The sequence below is a fragment of the Streptomyces sp. NPDC001920 genome (assembly GCF_053594495.1).
This window is the reverse complement of sequence record NZ_JBSFEP010000003.1, coordinates 373,201-390,460: the sequence shown is the minus strand read 5'-3', so window position 1 is coordinate 390,460 and position 17,260 is coordinate 373,201. Positions and strand designations below refer to the sequence as shown.

The following is a 17,260-nucleotide window of genomic DNA, read 5'->3' as shown; positions in this document are numbered from 1 at the left end:
CCGGAGCGGGGCCTGCGGCCGTCGTGCGGGGTGACTCAGATGAGGCCGAGGGAGCGGACCGCCTCGCGCTCCTCCGCGAGCTCCTGGACGGAGGCGTCGATACGGGTGCGGGAGAACTCGTTGATCTCCAGGCCCTGGACGATCTCGTACTTGCCGTCCTTCGTGGTGACCGGGAAGGAGGAGATGAGACCCTCGGGCACGCCGTAGGACCCGTCGGACGGGATGCCCATGGAGACCCAGTCGCCGTCGGCGGTGCCGTTGACCCAGGTGTGCACGTGGTCGATGGCGGCGTTGGCGGCCGACGCGGCGGACGAGGCGCCACGGGCCTCGATGATGGCGGCGCCGCGCTTGGCGACGGTCGGGATGAAGTCGTCGGCCAGCCACTTCTCGTCGTTGACGACCTCGGCGGCGTTCTTGCCGGCGATGGTGGCGTGGAAGATGTCCGGGTACTGGGTGGCGGAGTGGTTGCCCCAGATGGTGAGCCGCTTGATGTCGGAGACGGTCGAGCCGGTCTTCTTCGCCAGCTGGGTCAGCGCGCGGTTGTGGTCGAGGCGGGTCATCGCGGTGAACCGCTCGGCCGGTACGTCGGGCGCGGCGGCCTGCGCGATGAGCGCGTTGGTGTTGGCCGGGTTGCCGACGACGAGGACCTTGATGTCGTCCGCGGCGTGGGCGTTGATGGCCGCGCCCTGCGGCTTGAAGATGCCGCCGTTGGCCTCCAGGAGGTCACCGCGCTCCATGCCCTTGGTGCGGGGACGGGCGCCCACGAGCAGCGCGACGTTGGCACCGTCGAAGGCGACGTTCGGGTCGTCGGTGATGTCGATGCCCTGCAGGAGCGGGAACGCGCAGTCGTCGAGCTCCATGGCGGTGCCCTCGGCGGCCTTGAGTGCCGGGGTGATCTCAAGGAGCCGAAGCTTGACCGGCACGTCCGCGCCGAGCAGCTGGCCGGAGGCGATGCGGAAGAGCAGGGCGTAACCGATCTGGCCGGCCGCGCCGGTGACGGTGACGTTCACGGGAGTGCGGGTCATGGCGTTCTCCGTATGACAGCTGGCGGTGGGCGTCCCCGCCCCGAGGGGTGGGACGTACAGATGATCGATCTCTTGGCGTCAAGATAGATCCAGCGGTCAGGCTATCGCGCATCCGGGATCACGGACGGCCGGGTCCGTGTGGCCCACCCCACAGAAGGGCCGCCGCTGCGGCGAAAAGGGGGGCGGCCGCCCGGTCCGGGAGAGGGGGGACTGGAGCGGCCGCCGGGTGGGGGTACCGATTGCCGGACTCCCGTGGGGGTACGTTGCGCGTGCCCACTTTCCCGACGCCCATTCCTGCTCATCCCGAAAACTTTCAGCGCCGGGAAACCACCGCCCCGAAATCCCCCCTTCATCCGGCCCGCGCGCCCCTCATCCCCCTCACGGCGCACCGCTCCCCGGTCTCCACCCGGACCACCCCGGAGCCTCCCGGCCGCAGCCACACCGGGATGGGAGAGGCTGCGAGGGAAGACCACGACACCCGGGCCTTGCCGGGCGGGCCCCCGCGCCCGGACCCCGAGAAACCCGTGTCCCTCAATGCCACACCCCGGGGACCGGACGGCCCCCGGGTCCTGTCGGCACGCGTTCTACTGCGTGCACCCTTCCTGGCCCACTGCCAGCGTCACGCAGGCCGTGGCGTCGCCCGCGTCCTTCACCGCCACCATCGGCGTGTAAGCGATCGTGTCACCGGCGACGGTGATCGAACCGCTCTGCTTCGCCTTGCCGGCCGTCACGACCACCTCGTCGCCCTGCGTGGCCTGGGTGATACGGCCCCACGCCGCGCCGCACGCCTCGCTGTAGCGCACCTCGACCACGGCCGTGCCGACGGTCGCGGTCTTGGCCGTGGTGACCAGGTCACCGCTGCAACCCATGCTCTCCGCGTCCTTGCCGGTACAGGAGTCGCCGCTGCACTTCACCCCGGCGGGCAGATCGGGGTCGGTCGTCACGGACGGCGAGGGCGACTTCCCGGCCTGCTCGTTCTTGCCGCCGCGGCCGCCGTCGAGGAAGAAGAACACCGCCGCGATCACGACCAGCACACCGACGACCCCCGCGAGGAACATCGTCAGCCGCCGCTTGCCACCGCCGCCGGACGCCCCACGCCCCGCACGAGGCCCCCGCGGAGGCTCACCGTACGGACTCGGCGTCCCCGGCACGGGCGTCCCCGTGCCGCCGGGCGTCCCGGCCGTTCCCGGCGCTCCGGACGGCATCGCCGTACGGCCGCCCGTCGGCGACGGCCCCCGATACCCCGCGAGGCCCCACGAGTTGCCCTCGGAGGAGCCGTCCTCCCGGACGTCACCCCCCGACCCCCGCACCGCCGAGTCACGCACCTCCGGCGCCGTCGGCTGCACCGGCACCGAGGGCGGCACCGTCGGTGCCACACCCGCCGGGCCCGCCACTCCGGGGGTCGCCGTGACACTGCCGCCCTTGCGGACCGCCTTGCCCGCCTTCGCGTTCCCCTTGGCGTTCGCCGGGGGCGCCCCGAACTCGCTCAGCGCGGCGCGCGCCTGGGAGATCCGGATCGCCTCCATGGTCATGTCGTGGCGCATCTCCGAACGGCTCCACGCCCGCTCGGCGAGCTCCCACATCGTCGTCAGATGGATGGGGTTGGTGCCCGTGACCTCGGCGAGCGCCACGATCGCGCCCTTGGGCGCGAGCAGCCGCCCGTTCAGATACCGCTCCCAGGACGTCTTGCTGTATCCGGTGCGGTCGGACACCGCCGCGATGCTCAGACCACTGCGGTCCACGAGCCGCCGCAGCTGGCTCGCGAACTCCCTGACCTGCGGATCGAGTTCATCCGGCAAGTCCTTCCAACGAGGCATTGCTTCCCCCCTCTTCCCCCCGGTTCGTGCTGGTGTTTCTCGCGTTCCCCCCGCGCGTGACGCCCTCTGCCGAGTCCCCGATGTGGCTACCCACAGGGATGCGCCCAGTAAGGATCTCAGTTCCCGGGGTGGGGGCGCACGGGAGCATTGGGGCCGTGGGCATGCACCGTTGCACGCCCGATCGACCGCGTCCAGTGTTCCACCGGCGCCCCCGGCCGGCCGACGCAACCCTGGCAGTAAGCCCTTGCAGACACGCGGGACGCCCCGGACCGTCCCGAACGACCACGCTAGCCCGCTTGTCGAACGACTTCCTCGCAGATGCGCGAATTTGTCAACACATCGACACACAGAACGCACATAAATGATCGCTGGCGTCACATGTGACGCATCCGGGTAAGTCAGACACGACTGCCACACCGGGCTCAGCCCAGTGCCAGAACCCCGATCGCCGCCGTCAGCGCCAGAACGACGACGAGCGCGAGAGCGACCACCAGCAACCGCCGGGACGGCGGCCGCGGCTCCTGCGGCGGCGCGTCCCACCAGGGGAGCGTGGGCTCGTCCTCGTACTCCTCGTACTCCTCGTACCTCTCGGCCCCCTCGGCCCCCTCGCACTGCTCGTGCCCCGGGCGCTGCTGCGGGCGTTCGGGCTGTTCACGCCGGCCCTGCCGGTCGTGCCGGTCGCCCCGGTCGTGCCGGTCGCCCTCCGGCTTCGTCGGCACCGTCGCCGTCGCCGCCTTCGGCCACGCCCGCACCGCCAGTTCCCACCGCACGCCGAAGCGTTCCGCCTCGGCCTTCTCGACCCCCGCCACCCGGCACAGCGCGGCGACCGCCTGACGGGGCGGGGGCTGCGTGGCGTTGAGGTAGCGCTGCCAGGAGGACTTGCTGTACGCGGTACGCGCACCCAGCGCGACCAGACTCAGTCCCGTACGGTCCTTGAGCTGCCGCAACTGCTCCACGAAATGCCGCACCTCGGGCGGCAGACCGTCGGGCAGCGGCTGCCAGGCACCCATCACTCACCTCCGAACCAGACCCGATCGGGTGACGACGCGGAGCGGCGCCTTGGTTCCCGGCGGCCCGGCGGTGGAAGCGCCGACGGCGGCCCGTTCTCGCCCGGAGGGGAGAACGGGCCGCCGTCGCGGGCGGGTGCTTCAGTTCTCGACCGTGAAGTGCAGCGCGTCCTTGAGGAACGGGACCTTCAGCAGCGGGTCCGGCTGCGCCATCAGCGCCAGCAGCACGATGACCAGGCCCAGCACGCCGTACGTCACGATGTCCGTGAAGCGCGAGCGCACGGCGAGCATGCCGACGCTCGGCAGCAGCCAGCGCAGCACCGCGCCGGTCAGCAGGGCGGCGCCGATCACCAGCGTGCCGGCCCGGAAGACGTCGAGCGCGGTGATCATCAGTCCGATCCCGACCAGGCCGAGGACCAGCAGGACGGGCCACTGCCGGGCCGGCGCCGGCGCGTCACCCGGCGCGGCGCGGCCACCGCCCTCGGGGCGCGCCGTGTCCCGGGTGAACAGCGGGAAGCGGCGGGTGACCCGGCGGGGCACACCGTCCGCGTCCGGTGCGCTCACCGGATCCCGGACCTCGATCTCCTCCGCGCTGTCGGCGCGCCCCTCAGCCGACACCGCGCTCCGCCGCCTCGACCACGTTGACCAGCAGCTGCGCCCGGGTCATCGGGCCCACGCCGCCGGGGTTCGGGGAGATCCAGCCGGCCACCTCCGCGACACCCGGGTGGACGTCACCGACGATCTTGCCCTCGGCGCTGCGCGAGACCCCGACGTCGAGGACGGCTGCGCCCGGCTTCACGTCCTCGGGGCGGATCAGGTGGGCCGAGCCGGCGGCGGCGACGATGATGTCCGCGCGCTTGAGGTGGGCGGACAGGTCACGGGTGCCGGTGTGGCACTGGGTCACCGTCGCGTTCTCGCTGCGCCGGGTCAGCAGCAGCGGCATCGGGCGGCCGATGGTCACACCGCGGCCGACGACCACGACCTCGGCGCCCTTGATCTCGACGCCGTAGCGGCGCAGCAGGGTCAGCACGCCGTTGGGGGTGCAGGGCAGCGGGGCGGGCTCGTTCAGGACCAGGCGGCCGAGGTTCATCGGGTGCAGGCCGTCCGCGTCCTTGTCCGGGTCCATCAGTTCGAGGATGCGGTTCTCGTCGATGCCCTTGGGCAGCGGCAGCTGGACGATGTAACCGGTGCAGGCGGGGTCCTCGTTCAGCTCGCGGACGACGGCCTCGATCTCCTCCTGGGTCGCGGTGGCCGGCAGTTCGCGCTGGATGGAGGCGATGCCCACCTGGGCGCAGTCGCGGTGCTTGCCGGCGACGTACTTCTGGCTGCCGGGGTCGTCCCCGACCAGGATCGTGCCGAGGCCGGGCGTGACGCCCTTCTCCTTCAGCGCCGCCACGCGGGCGGTCAGATCGGACTTGATCGCGGCTGCGGTGGCCTTGCCATCGAGAATCTGGGCGGTCATGGGTCCCATCCTCCCGGATGGGACCCGCCCGGTTCCAATCGGGCCCGGACAGTGGTTCGTATCGGCGCGGCGGGAATACGAAGATTGCATCTGCACAACAGCTTCCGCCGCAGACTGGACAAAATCGCACCGTACCTAGAACGATGAGCGGCGCAGTTTCGCGGATCGCACTCGGGGGGCAAACCGCTCAAACTATGACGTTCCTCCGTGTAATGCCGCACCGTCCCCGCATTTGCAACGGAGGATTCCGGCCATGAGTTTCGGCTCGCCCAACCAACCTTACGGTCAGCCACAGAACCCGCAGCAGGGCTACGGGTACCCCCAGCAGGGGCAGCCCGGTTACCCGCAGCAGCCGGGTTACGGCTACCCGCAGGCGCCGCAGGGCGTGCCGCCGCAGGGGGGTTACGGATACCCGCAGCAGCCGGGTTACCCCGGTGGTCCGGGCACGCCCCGCGTCGCTTCCATGGGCCGCCGCTTCGGCGCCCGGCTGATCGACGGCGTGGCCTTCGGCATCATCTACTTCGTCCTCGCCGCCATCGGTGTCGCCGGTTCCTTCAGCGCGGCGCAGGACTGCGACCCGTATGCCGCCGACTACAACACCTGCATCAACGACGCCAGCACCAACATCGTGGCCTCGATCGGCGCCGTGGTCGGTGTCCTCGCGCTCATCGGCCTGCTGTACGAGTGGCTGATGGTCGGTCTGGTGGGGGCCACTCTCGGCAAGATGGCCGTCGGCCTGCGGGTCGTGAAGGTCGACACCGGCCAGAAGCCCGGCCTGGGCTCCTCGTTCATCCGCTGGATCATCCCGATCGTGGGCAGCCTGGCCTGCGGTATCGGCCAGCTCCTCGTCTACCTGTCCCCGTTCTGGGACAAGTCGGGTCGCCAGCAGGGATGGCACGACAAGGCCGCGAGCACCATGGTCGTGCAGAACTGAGCGGTGCCCGCGGGCATCACCGGGACGCACCCCGGCCGGGCTGTCCTCCCTCCTCTCGAAAGGAGGGAGACAGCCCGGTTCGTCTTTTACGCCGGATCCGTTCCGTCCGCGGACGAAATGCCGCTGGACAACCACGAGGCGCTGAAGAACGATGAGTTCCGCAGTGCCGCGGGCAGCACCGGGGGGACGAACCGCAGACGCACAGCCTTCCTCCGAACCGTGTCACGCGTCCCCACGCAAGAAGGTGAACGGAGGAAAGACCACGATGAGTTTCGGCGACTCGAACAACCCCTACGGGAATCCGCCGCAGCAGCCGGCGCAGCCCGGCTACGGCTACCCGCAGCAGGGCCCGCCCTCGGTCCCGCCGCAGCAGCCGTACGGCGCCTACCCGTCCGCTCCGCCGGTGCAGCCCTACGGTGGCTACCCGCCGGCCGGTCCGGTCGCGATGCCCGGCAGCGCCAAGGCCGCGCGGATCATGCTGGGCCTGGTCGCGCTCGCCCACGTGATCGTCGCGGGCGGGTACCTCTGGGTTCTCTCCCGGTGGGACCGGGAGATGGCTGACGCGGGCATCAGCGGTGACACGGAGGCGGAACGTATCGCCGACGTGGGCAAGGGCTTCGTCGTCTTCCTGGTCGGGCTCGCCACGGTGTTCGCGATCCTCGGCGTCGTGCTGCTGCTGCAGTACGCCAAGGGCGGCAACGCCGTCCGCGTGTGCTCCATCGTCTACGGCTCGTTCGCCGTCATCACCGGCATATTCATGCTCGCCGCCTACGGGCTCGGACTGCTCATCATGATCGCTGCGATCCTGCTGATCGTCTTCTCCGCGAAGCGCGCCAGCGCCGAGTGGTTCAAGCGCCCGCGTTTCTGAGGCCGCCCACGGCTCCTCGCCGGGCCCTCACCAACTCCTTGCGCGGGAGCGCGGTTCGCGCTGAACAGCCGCCGGGGCCGTGTCTCACCCGTTCGAGGGGGACACGGCCCCGCTGCGTCGCCCTACTCTGACGGCATAGCCGTCAGGCACGGGGAGACACACCTTGTACAGCATCATCGTGGTACCTCCGCCGACCACGGAGGACGACAACCACCGCACCCCCATCCGGCTGGCGCCCGGCGAGCGGCTCGGCTTCGGGCGCTCCGCTTCCGGCAACGACCTCACGATCGCGCACGACGGGGTCTCGCGCAGGGCCGGGGAGATCACCGCGCAGGGCGCGTTCTGGATACTGAGCAACCTCAGCCGCGAACAGACCTACGTCGTGGAGAACCCGGAGGGCGCCGGCGAGCACATCAAGGCCGGGCCGGGGCGCCTCGACGCGCCCATCCCCTTCGAGTTCTCGCGGATCGTGCTGCCGGCGGCGGGTGACCTGCTGCCGATCGAGGTGTGGGCGCCGCGCCACGACTACATCGGCTCCGAGGGCGGTCTGGACGGCGCGACCACCGCCCCCGCCTTCTCGGTCGACCGCACCAAGCGCTACTTCGCGGTCCTGGCCGCCCTGTGCGAACCCCGCCTGCGCGGCGAACCGCACGCGCCGCTGCCCACGGTCGACCAGGTGGTGGACCGCCTGCGCCCCAACTGGCCCGCCGCGTCCCGCGCCTCGGTCCAGTGGAACATCGACTACCTCGCCGTGAAGCTGCGGCTCAAGCCCGGCCCGGAGACGGCGGACACGGGCCCACGTCTCAACGGCAAGAAGGAGTCGCTGGTCTCGCTGGCGCTCCGGTTCGATCTCGTGCGGGAGGACGACCTCGTCGTGCTGAGGGAGCCCCTGCGGACGGCTTCGCCCGGCCGCGCGTCCGGCCGGGCGGACCGGTGACCGAGCCGTACGCCGTGCCGGTGCCCAAGGGGTACCGGGTGGGCGCCTGGGAGGTGCGGGAGCCCATCGCCACCGGGGCGTTCGGGAGTGTGTACGTGGGGAGGCGTGTCGCCGCCGACGAGGACCTCGCCGAGGCGCTCCCGAGGACGGTGGCGCTGAAGTTCCTGCCCACCGGCACCGGCACCCCCCGCCAGCTCACCCACCTGCGCGAACTCGTCGACCGCGAGGTCGAGTTGCACCGTCGGCTCCGGCAGCCCCGGCTGATCCGGATGTACGGCACCCTCACCGTCGACGACCCGGCCCGCCCCGCCCTCGACGGCGCCACCGTCCTCGTGCTGGAGAAGGCGGAGGGCTCCCTGTCGGCGCTGCTCACGGCCGAGCCGCGTCCCGCCGCCGGCCCCGCCCTGCTCGCGCAGATCTGCGAGGGGCTGGCGCAACTGCACCACGCCGGCTGGGTGCACGGAGACCTGAAACCGGCCAACGTGCTGCTGATGCGGGACGGCTCGGCACGGCTCGCCGACTTCAACATGGCGGCCGAGCTGGAGGGCACCCACGCCTACACGCCCGCCTTCTCGACGCCCGACTACACGCCTCCGGAGCTGCTCTGGTCGGAGATCGGCGAGCGGGGCCGCCGTATCCGTCCCTCGGCGGACGTCTGGGCCTTCGGTGTTCTGACCCATCTGCTCCTGACCGGCTCCTTCCCGCTGCCCGGCGCCACTGCGACGGCCCGTCGCGACGCGGCCGCCGCCTACGCCCGCGGCACCGACGACCTGCGGCTCTCCCCCGAACTTCCGGACGTCTGGCGGGAGATCGTGCGGGACTGCCTGACCCGTACGCACGCCGACCGGATCGGCACCCAGGACCTGCTGCGCCGGGTGGAGGCCGCGGCCGGCACCGGCCGCTCCCCCCGCCTGACCCGGGCGCTGCTGCCCCGCCGCCGCCCACGCGGTACGGCGATGCTGGCCGCCGCGACCGCCGTGGTGGCCGTCTCCGCCCTCGGCTACGGCGTCAGCACCTGGGCGGACGGCGGGCCGAAAGCGGGCGGGGCGCCCGGCGGCGCCGGCACGAAGGTCACGGCCGCGACCTACGGCGCCTCCGAACTCCGTACGGACAAGGGGGTCCCGGTGGCCTACCGCCGCCTGATCGTCGACTCCGCCCACGACTGCGTCCAGCCGGAGGTCACCCCCGCGCTGATCGCCGCCCTGCTGAAGGCGGAGAGCGGCTTCGACCCCGACCTGTCCGACCCGGACGCGGGGCGTGAGGGCGAGTACGGCATCGCCCGCTGGACGCCGAGCCTGCTGCGCTGGTGGATCCGCGCCGACGGCGTCCCCGCACGCGAGACCCCCAGGCCGCCCCTGTCCCCCGCCGAGTCCATCCCGGCCGTGGGCCGCTACCTGTGCTTCATGGAACCGCGCCTCGACCGGACCGGTCTGTCCGGCGACCGCCGGGTGCTGCTCGCGACCGCCTACCGCACATCGACCAGGGTCGTGAACGGCGCGGGCGGCGTTCCCCCGAAGTACCGCGACTACGCCGACCGCGTCGCCCACTGGCTCAAGGAGTACACGCCGCCCGGGAAGAAGTGACCCTGAGAGTTACGAGGTACCGCCCGTCGCGGGCCGGCGCCATCGTGGTCCGTGTCCACCAACGGGGGTGGCAGAACCGGAAGGACACCGACCATGAAGCGCATGCTCGCCACGCTCGGCGCGGCGGCCGTACTCGCCACGGGCGCCGTCGCCCTGACTCCGACGGCCGCCTCCGCGGCACCCGACGGCTGCTGGGGCAGCGGGCCGAACAACTCCCGCTACTGCCACAACTACCAGGGCGGCAACGTCATGTTCAACGGCGCCGTCGCGGGCTGGCTCAACGCGGGCGACAACTGGTTCGTCTGCCAGAAGAAGTTCCCCGGCCAGGAGAACCCGCCGGTCGGCGACGCCCGCAACGACTGGTGGCTGTGGACCCAGGCCGACACCGACGTCAGCAACGGCGGCTGGGGCTGGTTCCCCGCCAACAAGGTCTCCGGCGGCGTGAACTACGGGGCCGTCCCGGGGCTGCGCACCTGCTGACGCTCCCGTACGCGCACGGTCTCCGGTCCCCTCGGGGGAGGACCGGAGACCGGCACGGAACTCACCGTCCACGGCGACACGGGGCAACGCGTCGCCCGGGTGCAGTGCATGCTGACCGAGCGCGCTCACAGCGCCGGCGAGCCGGGCGTGGACGGCCGGTTCGGCGGCGCCCGTCAGTGGAAGAAGTGCCGCGTCCCCGTGAAGTACATCGTGATGCCCGCCTTCTGCGCGGCCTCGACCACCAGCTCGTCGCGGACCGAGCCGCCGGGCTGGACGATGGCCTTGACCCCGGCCTCGCCCAGCACGTCGATGTTGTCCGGGAACGGGAAGAAGGCGTCCGAGGCGACGTACGAACCGCGGGCGCGCTCGGCCCCGGCCCGTTCGACCGCCAGCTTGCAGGAGTCGACGCGGTTGACCTGGCCCATACCGACACCGACCGAGGCGCCGTCCTTGGCGAGCAGGATGGCGTTGGACTTCACGGCCCGGCAGGCCTTCCAGGCGAAGGCCAGTTCCGCGAGCTCCTCGGTGCCGAGCGCCTCGCCCGTCGCGAGGGTCCAGTTGGCGGGGTCGTCGCCGTCCGCCTGGAGGCGGTCGGTGACCTGGAGGAGGACGCCGCCGTCGACGGGCTTGACCTCGACGGGGTTGCCGGGGCCCTCGGGGCAGCGCAGCACCCGGATGTTCTTCTTCTTGGTGAGGGCCTCCAGGGCGCCGTCCTCGTAGTCGGGCGCCACGATGACCTCGGTGAAGATCTCGGCGACCTGCTCGGCCATCTCCTTCGACACCGGGCGGTTGACGGCGATCACGCCGCCGAACGCCGACAGCGGGTCGCAGGCGTGCGCCTTGCGGTGCGCCTCGGCGACGTCCGCCCCGATCGCGATACCGCAGGGGTTGGCGTGCTTGATGATCGCGACGCAGGGCTCGGCGTGGTCGTACGCGGCACGGCGGGCGGCGTCCGTGTCCGTGTAGTTGTTGTACGACATCTCCTTGCCGTGCAGCTGCTCGGCCTTGGCGAGGCCGCCGCCGCTGCCGTCGACGTAGAGGGCGGCCGGCTGGTGCGGGTTCTCGCCGTAGCGGAGGGTGCTCTCGCGCTCCCAGGTGGCGCCGAGGAAGTCGGGGAACTGCGAGTCGTCCACGGGGGCGTAGGAGGAGGCGAACCAGCTCGCGACGGCCATGTCGTAGGCGGCCGTGTGCTGGAACGCCTCGGCCGCGAGCCGCTTGCGGGCGGCGAGGTCGAAGCCGCCGTCGCGGACGGCCGCGAGGACGTCGGGGTAGCGGGACGGGCTGGTCACGACCGCCACGGAGGGGTGGTTCTTGGCGGCGGCGCGGACCATGGACGGGCCGCCGATGTCGATCTGCTCGACGCACTCGTCGGGGGTGGCCCCGGAGGCGACGGTCTCGCGGAACGGGTAGAGGTTGACCACGACGAGGCCGAACGGCTCGACGCCCAGCTCGGCCAGCTGCCGCTGGTGGTCCTCCAGCCGCAGGTCGGCGAGGATGCCGGCGTGCACGCGCGGGTGGAGCGTCTTGACGCGGCCGTCCAGGCACTCGGGGAAGCCGGTGAGCTCCTCGACCTTGGTGACGGGGACACCGGCCGCGGCGATCTTCGCGGCCGTGGAGCCGGTGGAGACGAGTTCTACGCCCGCCTCGTGCAGGCCGCGCGCGAGGTCTTCCAGACCGGTCTTGTCGTAGACGCTGACGAGCGCCCGTCGAATGGCCCGCTTGTTGCTCTCGGCGGTCACTGGATAACTACCTTTCGTCCCTCAATGCGATAGCCGTTGCGGGCGAGCCGCCCCACGACCTCGACGAGCAGCCTTCGCTCGACTTCCTTGATGCGCTCGTGCAGAGCGCTCTCGTCGTCCTCGTCCCGGATCTCGACCACGCCCTGAGCGATGATCGGCCCGGTGTCGACGCCGTCGTCGACGAAGTGGACGGTGCAGCCCGTGACCTTGGCTCCGTACGCGAGGGCGTCACGGACGCCGTGGGCGCCGGGAAAACTGGGGAGCAGGGCCGGGTGGGTGTTCACGAACCGGCCGCCGAAGCGTGCGAGGAACTCCTTGCCCACGATCTTCATGAACCCGGCCGAGACGACGAGGTCCGGCTCGTGGGCGGAGACGGCCTCGGCGAGTGCCATGTCCCACTCCGCGCGGCTGCCGTAGTCCTTGACCTTCCGCACGAAGGTCGGCAGCCCGGCGCGCTCGGCGCGCGTGAGCCCCTCGATGTTCTCGCGGTCCGCGCCCACGGCCACGATCTCGGCGCCGTACGCCTCGGGGCCGACGGCGGCGATCTCGTCGAGCAGCGCCTGGAGGTTGGTGCCGGATCCGGAGACCAGCACGACGAGGCGCTTGGCCACGGGCTTGGCGGCCACGGTGGGGGCCCTTTCTCGGGGGTGCGTTCCTTCGTGGGCGGCGGCATGGACGCTCACGGTTCACCGTTTGTACGTTCATACGAATGCATCGCGCCCCGCGATACGGGGAAGTCTACGAAGCAGCCGACCGTCAGCAACGATACCGGCACACCGGGCAGCCCCCATGGGACGGGGGCACGGCCGGCAGGTACCGTCTGCCGGGAGCGGGCTCGGGAACGCGGTCGGTGTGCGGTGCGTTCACGCAGTGACAGCTCAAACGCGAGACAGCCGGGGCCGACTGCCAGGGGCAGCCGTGTCCCCGGTGGTACACGGTCGTATCCAGCCGCTTTCACAAGGGGAAGACGCTCACTTGATGCCGGACCGCAGCCTGCGACTCCTCACGCTCCCCCAGCATTCGGTGCAGGGAGGGGAGCACAGCGGCGTGCTGCTGCGAGAGCGCCCCGCCTCACCGCCCGACGCGCCCTCGGGCGGGCAGAACGGCGACGCGGGGGGCCGCGGCGGCCCGGCGCAGGAGGACAACCCCTTCGCCCCACCGCCCGAGGGCACGCCGGACCGCCCGTGGCAGCCGCGGCGCCCCGAGGGGGAGGACGGCTCGCGGGACTCGGGCGACGGCGACGGGAACGCGCCCTGGGGCAGCCAGTGGAGCGACCGCCAGCCGGGACGCTCCTCCAGCGGCTTCGGCGAGCGCCCGCGGGGCGGCGGCCAGGAGGGCCCCGGAAGCGGCGGTCCGGGCACGGGCATGCGCTGGGACCCGACCGACCCCGCGCAGCGCCGCGCCCGCTATGCCCTGCTCTCCGGCATGTGGGCCTTCTTCTTCGCCCTGTTCAGCTGGCCGTACGTGGCCCTGCTGCTGGGCGCACTGGCCCTGTACTGGGGCATCAGCAGCCTCCGCGCCAAGACCCGCACCCCCGACCCGGACACCCCGGCGGCCCGGACCACCGGCCGCCCTCAGACGACAGCGGCGATCAGCGGTCTGGTCACGGCGTCCCTCGCGATCGCGGTGGTCGCCGCCGGGTTCACCGCGCAGGTGGTCTACAGCGACTACTACACGTGCACCAACGACGCCCTGACCCACGAGGCCGAGCAGGCGTGCAACGAACTGCTGCCGAAGGAACTGCGCGGGGTCCTGGGGACGACCGACTGAGACCGGCTCGGGGCCCGGGCGGGGCTGCCCCGGGTTGCGAACGCCCCGTCGGCTGTCCGTCGTTTGCTCACTCCGGGGCCGCGTCCGGTTGCGCCTTCGGGACGTCACGGTCCTCCGGTGCCTCCGGGGCGGTCCGGTTATCCGGGGCGATCCGGTTCTCCGGCGCAGCCGGGACCTCCGGGTTCTGGGTGACCTTCGCGTCCGCAAGGGGATGCGGGGGGTTCGGAGTCTCGGCGGAACCCGAGGGCTTGGGGGCGTCCGAGGCTTCCGGCATTCCCATCCCGGCGGAGATCCCCTTCCCGGCCGAGATCCCCTTCCCGGCTGGGATCTGCCGGCAGCCCGGACCGTCCGCGCCTTCCGGGCCCGCCAGGGCGTCCCGGGCCACCGGGGGCTCCGGGGTTTCCGGGGCTTTCGGGGTTTCCGGTGATCCTGGGGCCTCCCGCGTTTCCGGCGGCTCCGCCGGGGTGTCGGCGGACGGGAAGCCGTGCGGCTCGAACGTGGTGTCGTGGTCGTACTCCAGGTACGGGATCTCCTGGTCGGACACCTCACCCGAGGCGTCCTGAGCCTGCGCCACGCGTCTGCCGCCCTTGTCGCGTCCCTTGGACCGCACCTCCACGGCGCCGCTCTGGGACGGCACCGCCCGCTCCCGCGCGGACGCCCTCACCAGCGCCTCCTGGTCATAGACGGTGCTCTCCGTCCGCGATCCCGCCGACGCCGTCTCGCCCGTCTCCGCCGCCCGCGCACGCCACCGGCCGACCAACGGCAGCCGCTCCCGCAGCCGGCGCCCGTCGGCCCCCGGCTCGCTCTGCGCCGCCCCCTCCACCCGGTGCCTGCCGATCCGGGCATCCTGAGCCTCGCTCCCCCGGTCCGCACGCGGCCGCGGTACCGAGCGGGCCCGCCACCATCGCGCCACCACCGCCACCGGAACCGCCACCACCGTGGCCCACCCCAGCGCCGCCGCCCCGGCCTGCCACCACACCGGCCCGAACTGCGCCAGCGCCCCGACCCCCAGCGGCCCGCCCGACAGCGCGGCCAGCGCCCCGACGAAGACCGCGCAGCACACCGCGGCCTGCAGGGCCACCAGGGCGGTCCGTCCACACGACCAGACGGCGGCAGGCGCCTGGGCGGCCGTGGAGCGGGACTTCGCGGCCGCCTGGCCACCCTTGGTCCGCGGCCCCTCGGGTGCGCGGCCACCGTTCGTCCGCGGCCCTCCGGTCACTCGCCCCCCGAGCGTCCGGGGCCCGCCGGACGCCCGGCCTCCCGATGTCCGAGGCCCCTCGTAGGCGGAGCCGTCCTCCGTCCGGGACCCCCCGTGGACCGCCACGCCCGCGACGAACCACCCCACCACCACCCCGGCCGCCACCGGCACCGCCCCGACCGCCCACTGCACGGGGACCCCGACGCCCGCTCCCGGCACCGCCTCCAGCAACGGGAACGGCGGCAGCGACGGCGTCGGCGCCGAGGAAACCGGCCCCACCGCATGCCCCACCCCGAGAACGAAGCCCGGCCCGAGGGCGTACGACGCCGCCCACACGGCCGCGTTCGGCACGAGGGCCGCGCACAGCATCAGCACCGCGAACCGCCCCGACCACCCCTCCGACAGCTGGAGGAAGGACGTCCGCGCGGCCCCGCCGTGCCACACCAGCGAGACGCCCACGAGCAACGCCCCGCCACCGACGAGCGCCGCTACCCCGGCCCCCGCGGCCCGTGCGGCGACCCCGAGCCGGGCCCGTGCCCGCACGCCGGGCACCAGCCGCCGCACCCGCCTCGGCAACGCGAGCAGTACCTCCTCCACCACCTCGGGCGGCCGACCGCACGCCGTCCACACCCCTGCCCCGGCCACCCCCGTCACGAGCAGCGGCACGAAGAACCCGGTCCACAGCCATGCCGGCCGCAGATCACCCCCCGTGGCGTAGGCGGCGGCGCTCACACCGACCCCGAGGTACCCGAGCACGACGCCCGCCCACGCGGTACGCCCCGACACCAGCAGCTCTCCCTCGCCGCCGTCCGCGGCCTGGTCCCGTGCCGCCCGGTACACCAGCCACACCGGCAGCACGAACATCAGCAACGGGGTCACGCCCACCGGCGCGGGAACACCGGAAAGGGTGTCGGCGCGGACGAGTTCGGCACCGTGGGCCAGCAGCCACAGCACCGCGGCGATCCGCAGCGCGCCCCCCGGCCCGCTGTCGGGGTAGGGCGAACTGACCCACAGCACCATCACCAGCACGGCGAACACACCCAGCCCGAGCCCCGCCGCGACAGCGCCGCTCAGCAGGCTGGCGCCAAGTCCGGGCGAGCGGTGTCGCATGCGTGCGAGCAGGGACGTACGGCGAGCGGTCATCTCGATCACGTTCGCCATGCTCCCAACGACACGCGCTTTTCCGGCGTAACGGGCAAAGCTCCGATGTGTCGCTCAATATATGTTTATGTACTTTTTCGTACGAAAGGGTGTCCGGTGACGCAGAGCCCTGCAACCCCGCTCCCCCCGCCCGAGGAACGCCGACGCCTGCGTGAGGCCGCCTCCATGACGCGGGCTCAGCTCGCCGCGCGCGTGGGCGTGAGTCGCGAGACGGTGCGCGCGTGGGAGACGGGCCGTACGTCACCGAGCGGCCCCAGGAGGGAGGCGTACACCCGGCTGCTGGACGATCTCGCGGCGAAGAGGCAGACGCAGAGGCGGGAGCCCGAAGGGGAGGTGACGGCGGGTCAGCCCGAGGCCGGGTCCACGTCCGCCCCCAGTGCCGCCCACCCCGAACACCCCCTCACCCCCGCCCAGGCCTTCGACGCGCTCTACGCGTTCTGCGCCCCCGCCCTCGTACGGCAGACCTACCTGCTCACCGGACGCCGCGAACTCGCCCGCGAATCGGTCGAGCAGGCCTTCCAGCTGGCCTGGCAGCGTTGGCCGGAGGTGGCCCGCGACCGGGACCCGGCGGGCTGGGTGCGGGCGACGGCGTACGACTGCGCCCTGTCCCCCTGGCACCGGCTCCGCCCCCGCCACCGGCACCCCGAGCCCCCGCCCGCCGACGCATCCCACCGCGCCCTGATGGACGTACTCCTCACGCTCCCGCCGCCCCAGCGCCGCACACTTCTGCTCTACGACGGTGTGGGGCTCGACCTGCCGGAGACCGCGGCCGAGACCGAGGCGAGCACCCTGGCGGCCGCGAACCGCCTCCTGCACGCCCGCGCCACCGTCGCCGAGCGCCTCCCCGTCCTGTCCGACCCCGAGGAACTCCACCGCGAACTGGCCGAACTGGCCGCCACGGAGCGCCTGCGGGCGGCCGAGCCGGCGACGGTACGCGACGGCAGCGAACGCCGGGCCCGCTTCTGGACCCGCGCGGCGATCGCGTTCACCGTGGCGCTCATCGGCACGACGGCACTGACGCTGCGCACGGCCCCGACCCATTACGAACCCCCGGTACCGCCCGGGGAGACGGTGCTCGGCGTCCCGCCGAAGGTGGCGCCGGGGCCGCTGTCGGCGAAACAGCAGAAGCTGCGGGACAAGCTTCGCGCGGACGCCCGGCACGGCCCGGAACGCCTGGCACCACAGCCGCGGTGAGTCCGGCCCGGTACGCGGAAAGCCGGTGGGCCCGTCCCCGTGCGGGGAACGGGCCCACCGGCGTACGGCCGGGCGGCGCCTGCGT

15 protein-coding genes are annotated in these 17,260 nt (G+C 72.6%); 7 read left to right on the top strand and 8 right to left on the bottom strand.

What is annotated here, in order from left to right; all coding sequences use genetic code 11:
• Positions 1-35 precede the first annotated feature (35 nt).
• The 5 genes from ACWCPI_RS07045 to ACWCPI_RS07025 all read right to left on the bottom strand — a co-directional run bounded on the left by ACWCPI_RS07045 (position 36) and on the right by ACWCPI_RS07025 (position 5,311).
• On the bottom strand, positions 36-1,025 hold the full coding sequence (locus tag ACWCPI_RS07045; protein ID WP_451037105.1) for a malate dehydrogenase: 990 nt from the start codon (positions 1,023-1,025) through the stop codon (positions 36-38).
• Between the two features lie 584 nt (positions 1,026-1,609).
• Positions 1,610-2,842 carry a DUF2690 domain-containing protein gene (locus tag ACWCPI_RS07040; protein WP_451037104.1) on the bottom strand — a complete coding sequence of 411 codons (1,233 nt, stop codon included), beginning with the start codon at positions 2,840-2,842 and terminating at the stop codon, positions 1,610-1,612.
• A gap of 422 nt (positions 2,843-3,264) precedes the next feature.
• On the bottom strand, positions 3,265-3,852 hold the full coding sequence (locus ACWCPI_RS07035) for a helix-turn-helix domain-containing protein (RefSeq protein ID WP_451037103.1): 588 nt from the start codon (positions 3,850-3,852) through the stop codon (positions 3,265-3,267).
• A gap of 138 nt (positions 3,853-3,990) precedes the next feature.
• Positions 3,991-4,467 (bottom strand): DUF3017 domain-containing protein, encoded by a 477-nt coding sequence (locus tag ACWCPI_RS07030; protein WP_451037102.1) that lies wholly within the window; start codon positions 4,465-4,467, stop codon positions 3,991-3,993.
• The gene (locus tag ACWCPI_RS07025) at positions 4,457-5,311 is read right to left on the bottom strand and encodes a bifunctional methylenetetrahydrofolate dehydrogenase/methenyltetrahydrofolate cyclohydrolase (RefSeq protein WP_451037101.1); all 855 of its coding nucleotides are present in this window, start codon (positions 5,309-5,311) and stop codon (positions 4,457-4,459) included. Before ACWCPI_RS07025 ends, ACWCPI_RS07030 begins: the two co-directional genes overlap by 11 nt.
• 253 nt (positions 5,312-5,564) lie before the next feature.
• On the opposite strand from ACWCPI_RS07025, the gene ACWCPI_RS07020 reads away from it, so the two are divergent.
• From ACWCPI_RS07020 to ACWCPI_RS07000, 5 genes are all read left to right on the top strand, one after another.
• A complete protein-coding gene (locus ACWCPI_RS07020; protein WP_451037100.1) occupies positions 5,565-6,245 on the top strand; it encodes an RDD family protein in 681 nt (226 codons plus the stop codon).
• A gap of 265 nt (positions 6,246-6,510) precedes the next feature.
• Positions 6,511-7,113: a proline-rich domain-containing protein gene (locus tag ACWCPI_RS07015; RefSeq protein ID WP_451037099.1), complete on the top strand. Its 603-nt coding sequence runs from the start codon at positions 6,511-6,513 to the stop codon at positions 7,111-7,113.
• A gap of 163 nt (positions 7,114-7,276) precedes the next feature.
• Positions 7,277-8,050 (top strand): FHA domain-containing protein, encoded by a 774-nt coding sequence (locus ACWCPI_RS07010; RefSeq protein WP_451037098.1) that lies wholly within the window; start codon positions 7,277-7,279, stop codon positions 8,048-8,050.
• On the top strand, positions 8,047-9,633 hold the full coding sequence (locus ACWCPI_RS07005) for a protein kinase domain-containing protein (protein ID WP_451037097.1): 1,587 nt from the start codon (positions 8,047-8,049) through the stop codon (positions 9,631-9,633). Before ACWCPI_RS07010 ends, ACWCPI_RS07005 begins: the two co-directional genes overlap by 4 nt.
• Positions 9,634-9,726: 93 nt before the next feature.
• A complete protein-coding gene (locus tag ACWCPI_RS07000; protein ID WP_451037096.1) occupies positions 9,727-10,113 on the top strand; it encodes a hypothetical protein in 387 nt (128 codons plus the stop codon).
• Positions 10,114-10,286: 173 nt separating this feature from the next.
• Here the strand turns inward: ACWCPI_RS07000 and purH are convergent, their stop codons facing one another.
• Together purH and purN are read right to left on the bottom strand one after the other, a co-directional pair.
• Positions 10,287-11,852 carry a bifunctional phosphoribosylaminoimidazolecarboxamide formyltransferase/IMP cyclohydrolase gene (gene purH / locus ACWCPI_RS06995; RefSeq protein WP_451037095.1) on the bottom strand — a complete coding sequence of 522 codons (1,566 nt, stop codon included), beginning with the start codon at positions 11,850-11,852 and terminating at the stop codon, positions 10,287-10,289.
• Entirely contained in the window at positions 11,849-12,478 is a 630-nt protein-coding gene (gene purN, locus ACWCPI_RS06990) for a phosphoribosylglycinamide formyltransferase (RefSeq protein WP_451037094.1), read from the bottom strand. The genes purH and purN overlap by 4 nt, the downstream gene beginning before the upstream one ends.
• A gap of 352 nt (positions 12,479-12,830) precedes the next feature.
• On the opposite strand from purN, the gene ACWCPI_RS06985 reads away from it, so the two are divergent.
• Positions 12,831-13,622: a hypothetical protein gene (locus ACWCPI_RS06985; RefSeq protein WP_451037093.1), complete on the top strand. Its 792-nt coding sequence runs from the start codon at positions 12,831-12,833 to the stop codon at positions 13,620-13,622.
• A 67-nt stretch (positions 13,623-13,689) separates the two neighbouring features.
• On the opposite strand, the gene ACWCPI_RS06980 is transcribed toward ACWCPI_RS06985, so the two are convergent.
• A complete protein-coding gene (locus ACWCPI_RS06980) occupies positions 13,690-15,981 on the bottom strand; it encodes a cell division protein PerM (RefSeq protein ID WP_451037092.1) in 2,292 nt (763 codons plus the stop codon).
• 96 nt (positions 15,982-16,077) lie between these two features.
• On the opposite strand from ACWCPI_RS06980, the gene ACWCPI_RS06975 reads away from it, so the two are divergent.
• Positions 16,078-17,175 carry a helix-turn-helix domain-containing protein gene (locus tag ACWCPI_RS06975; protein WP_451037091.1) on the top strand — a complete coding sequence of 366 codons (1,098 nt, stop codon included), beginning with the start codon at positions 16,078-16,080 and terminating at the stop codon, positions 17,173-17,175.
• Positions 17,176-17,260 lie beyond the last annotated feature (85 nt).

Excerpts from the sequence above, each read along its gene's own strand:
- ACWCPI_RS06985 (WP_451037093.1), top strand. The coding sequence starts at position 12,831 with ATGCCGGACCGCAGCCTGCGACTCCTCACGCTCCCCCAGCATTCGGTG.
- ACWCPI_RS07025 (WP_451037101.1), bottom strand. The coding sequence starts at position 5,311 with ATGACCGCCCAGATTCTCGATGGCAAGGCCACCGCAGCCGCGATCAAG.
- ACWCPI_RS07000 (WP_451037096.1), top strand. The coding sequence starts at position 9,727 with ATGAAGCGCATGCTCGCCACGCTCGGCGCGGCGGCCGTACTCGCCACG.
- ACWCPI_RS07035 (WP_451037103.1), bottom strand. The coding sequence starts at position 3,852 with ATGGGTGCCTGGCAGCCGCTGCCCGACGGTCTGCCGCCCGAGGTGCGG.
- ACWCPI_RS07020 (WP_451037100.1), top strand. The coding sequence starts at position 5,565 with ATGAGTTTCGGCTCGCCCAACCAACCTTACGGTCAGCCACAGAACCCG.
- ACWCPI_RS07040 (WP_451037104.1), bottom strand. The coding sequence starts at position 2,842 with ATGCCTCGTTGGAAGGACTTGCCGGATGAACTCGATCCGCAGGTCAGG.
- ACWCPI_RS07015 (WP_451037099.1), top strand. The coding sequence starts at position 6,511 with ATGAGTTTCGGCGACTCGAACAACCCCTACGGGAATCCGCCGCAGCAG.
- ACWCPI_RS07045 (WP_451037105.1), bottom strand. The coding sequence starts at position 1,025 with ATGACCCGCACTCCCGTGAACGTCACCGTCACCGGCGCGGCCGGCCAG.
- ACWCPI_RS06980 (WP_451037092.1), bottom strand. The coding sequence starts at position 15,981 with ATGGCGAACGTGATCGAGATGACCGCTCGCCGTACGTCCCTGCTCGCA.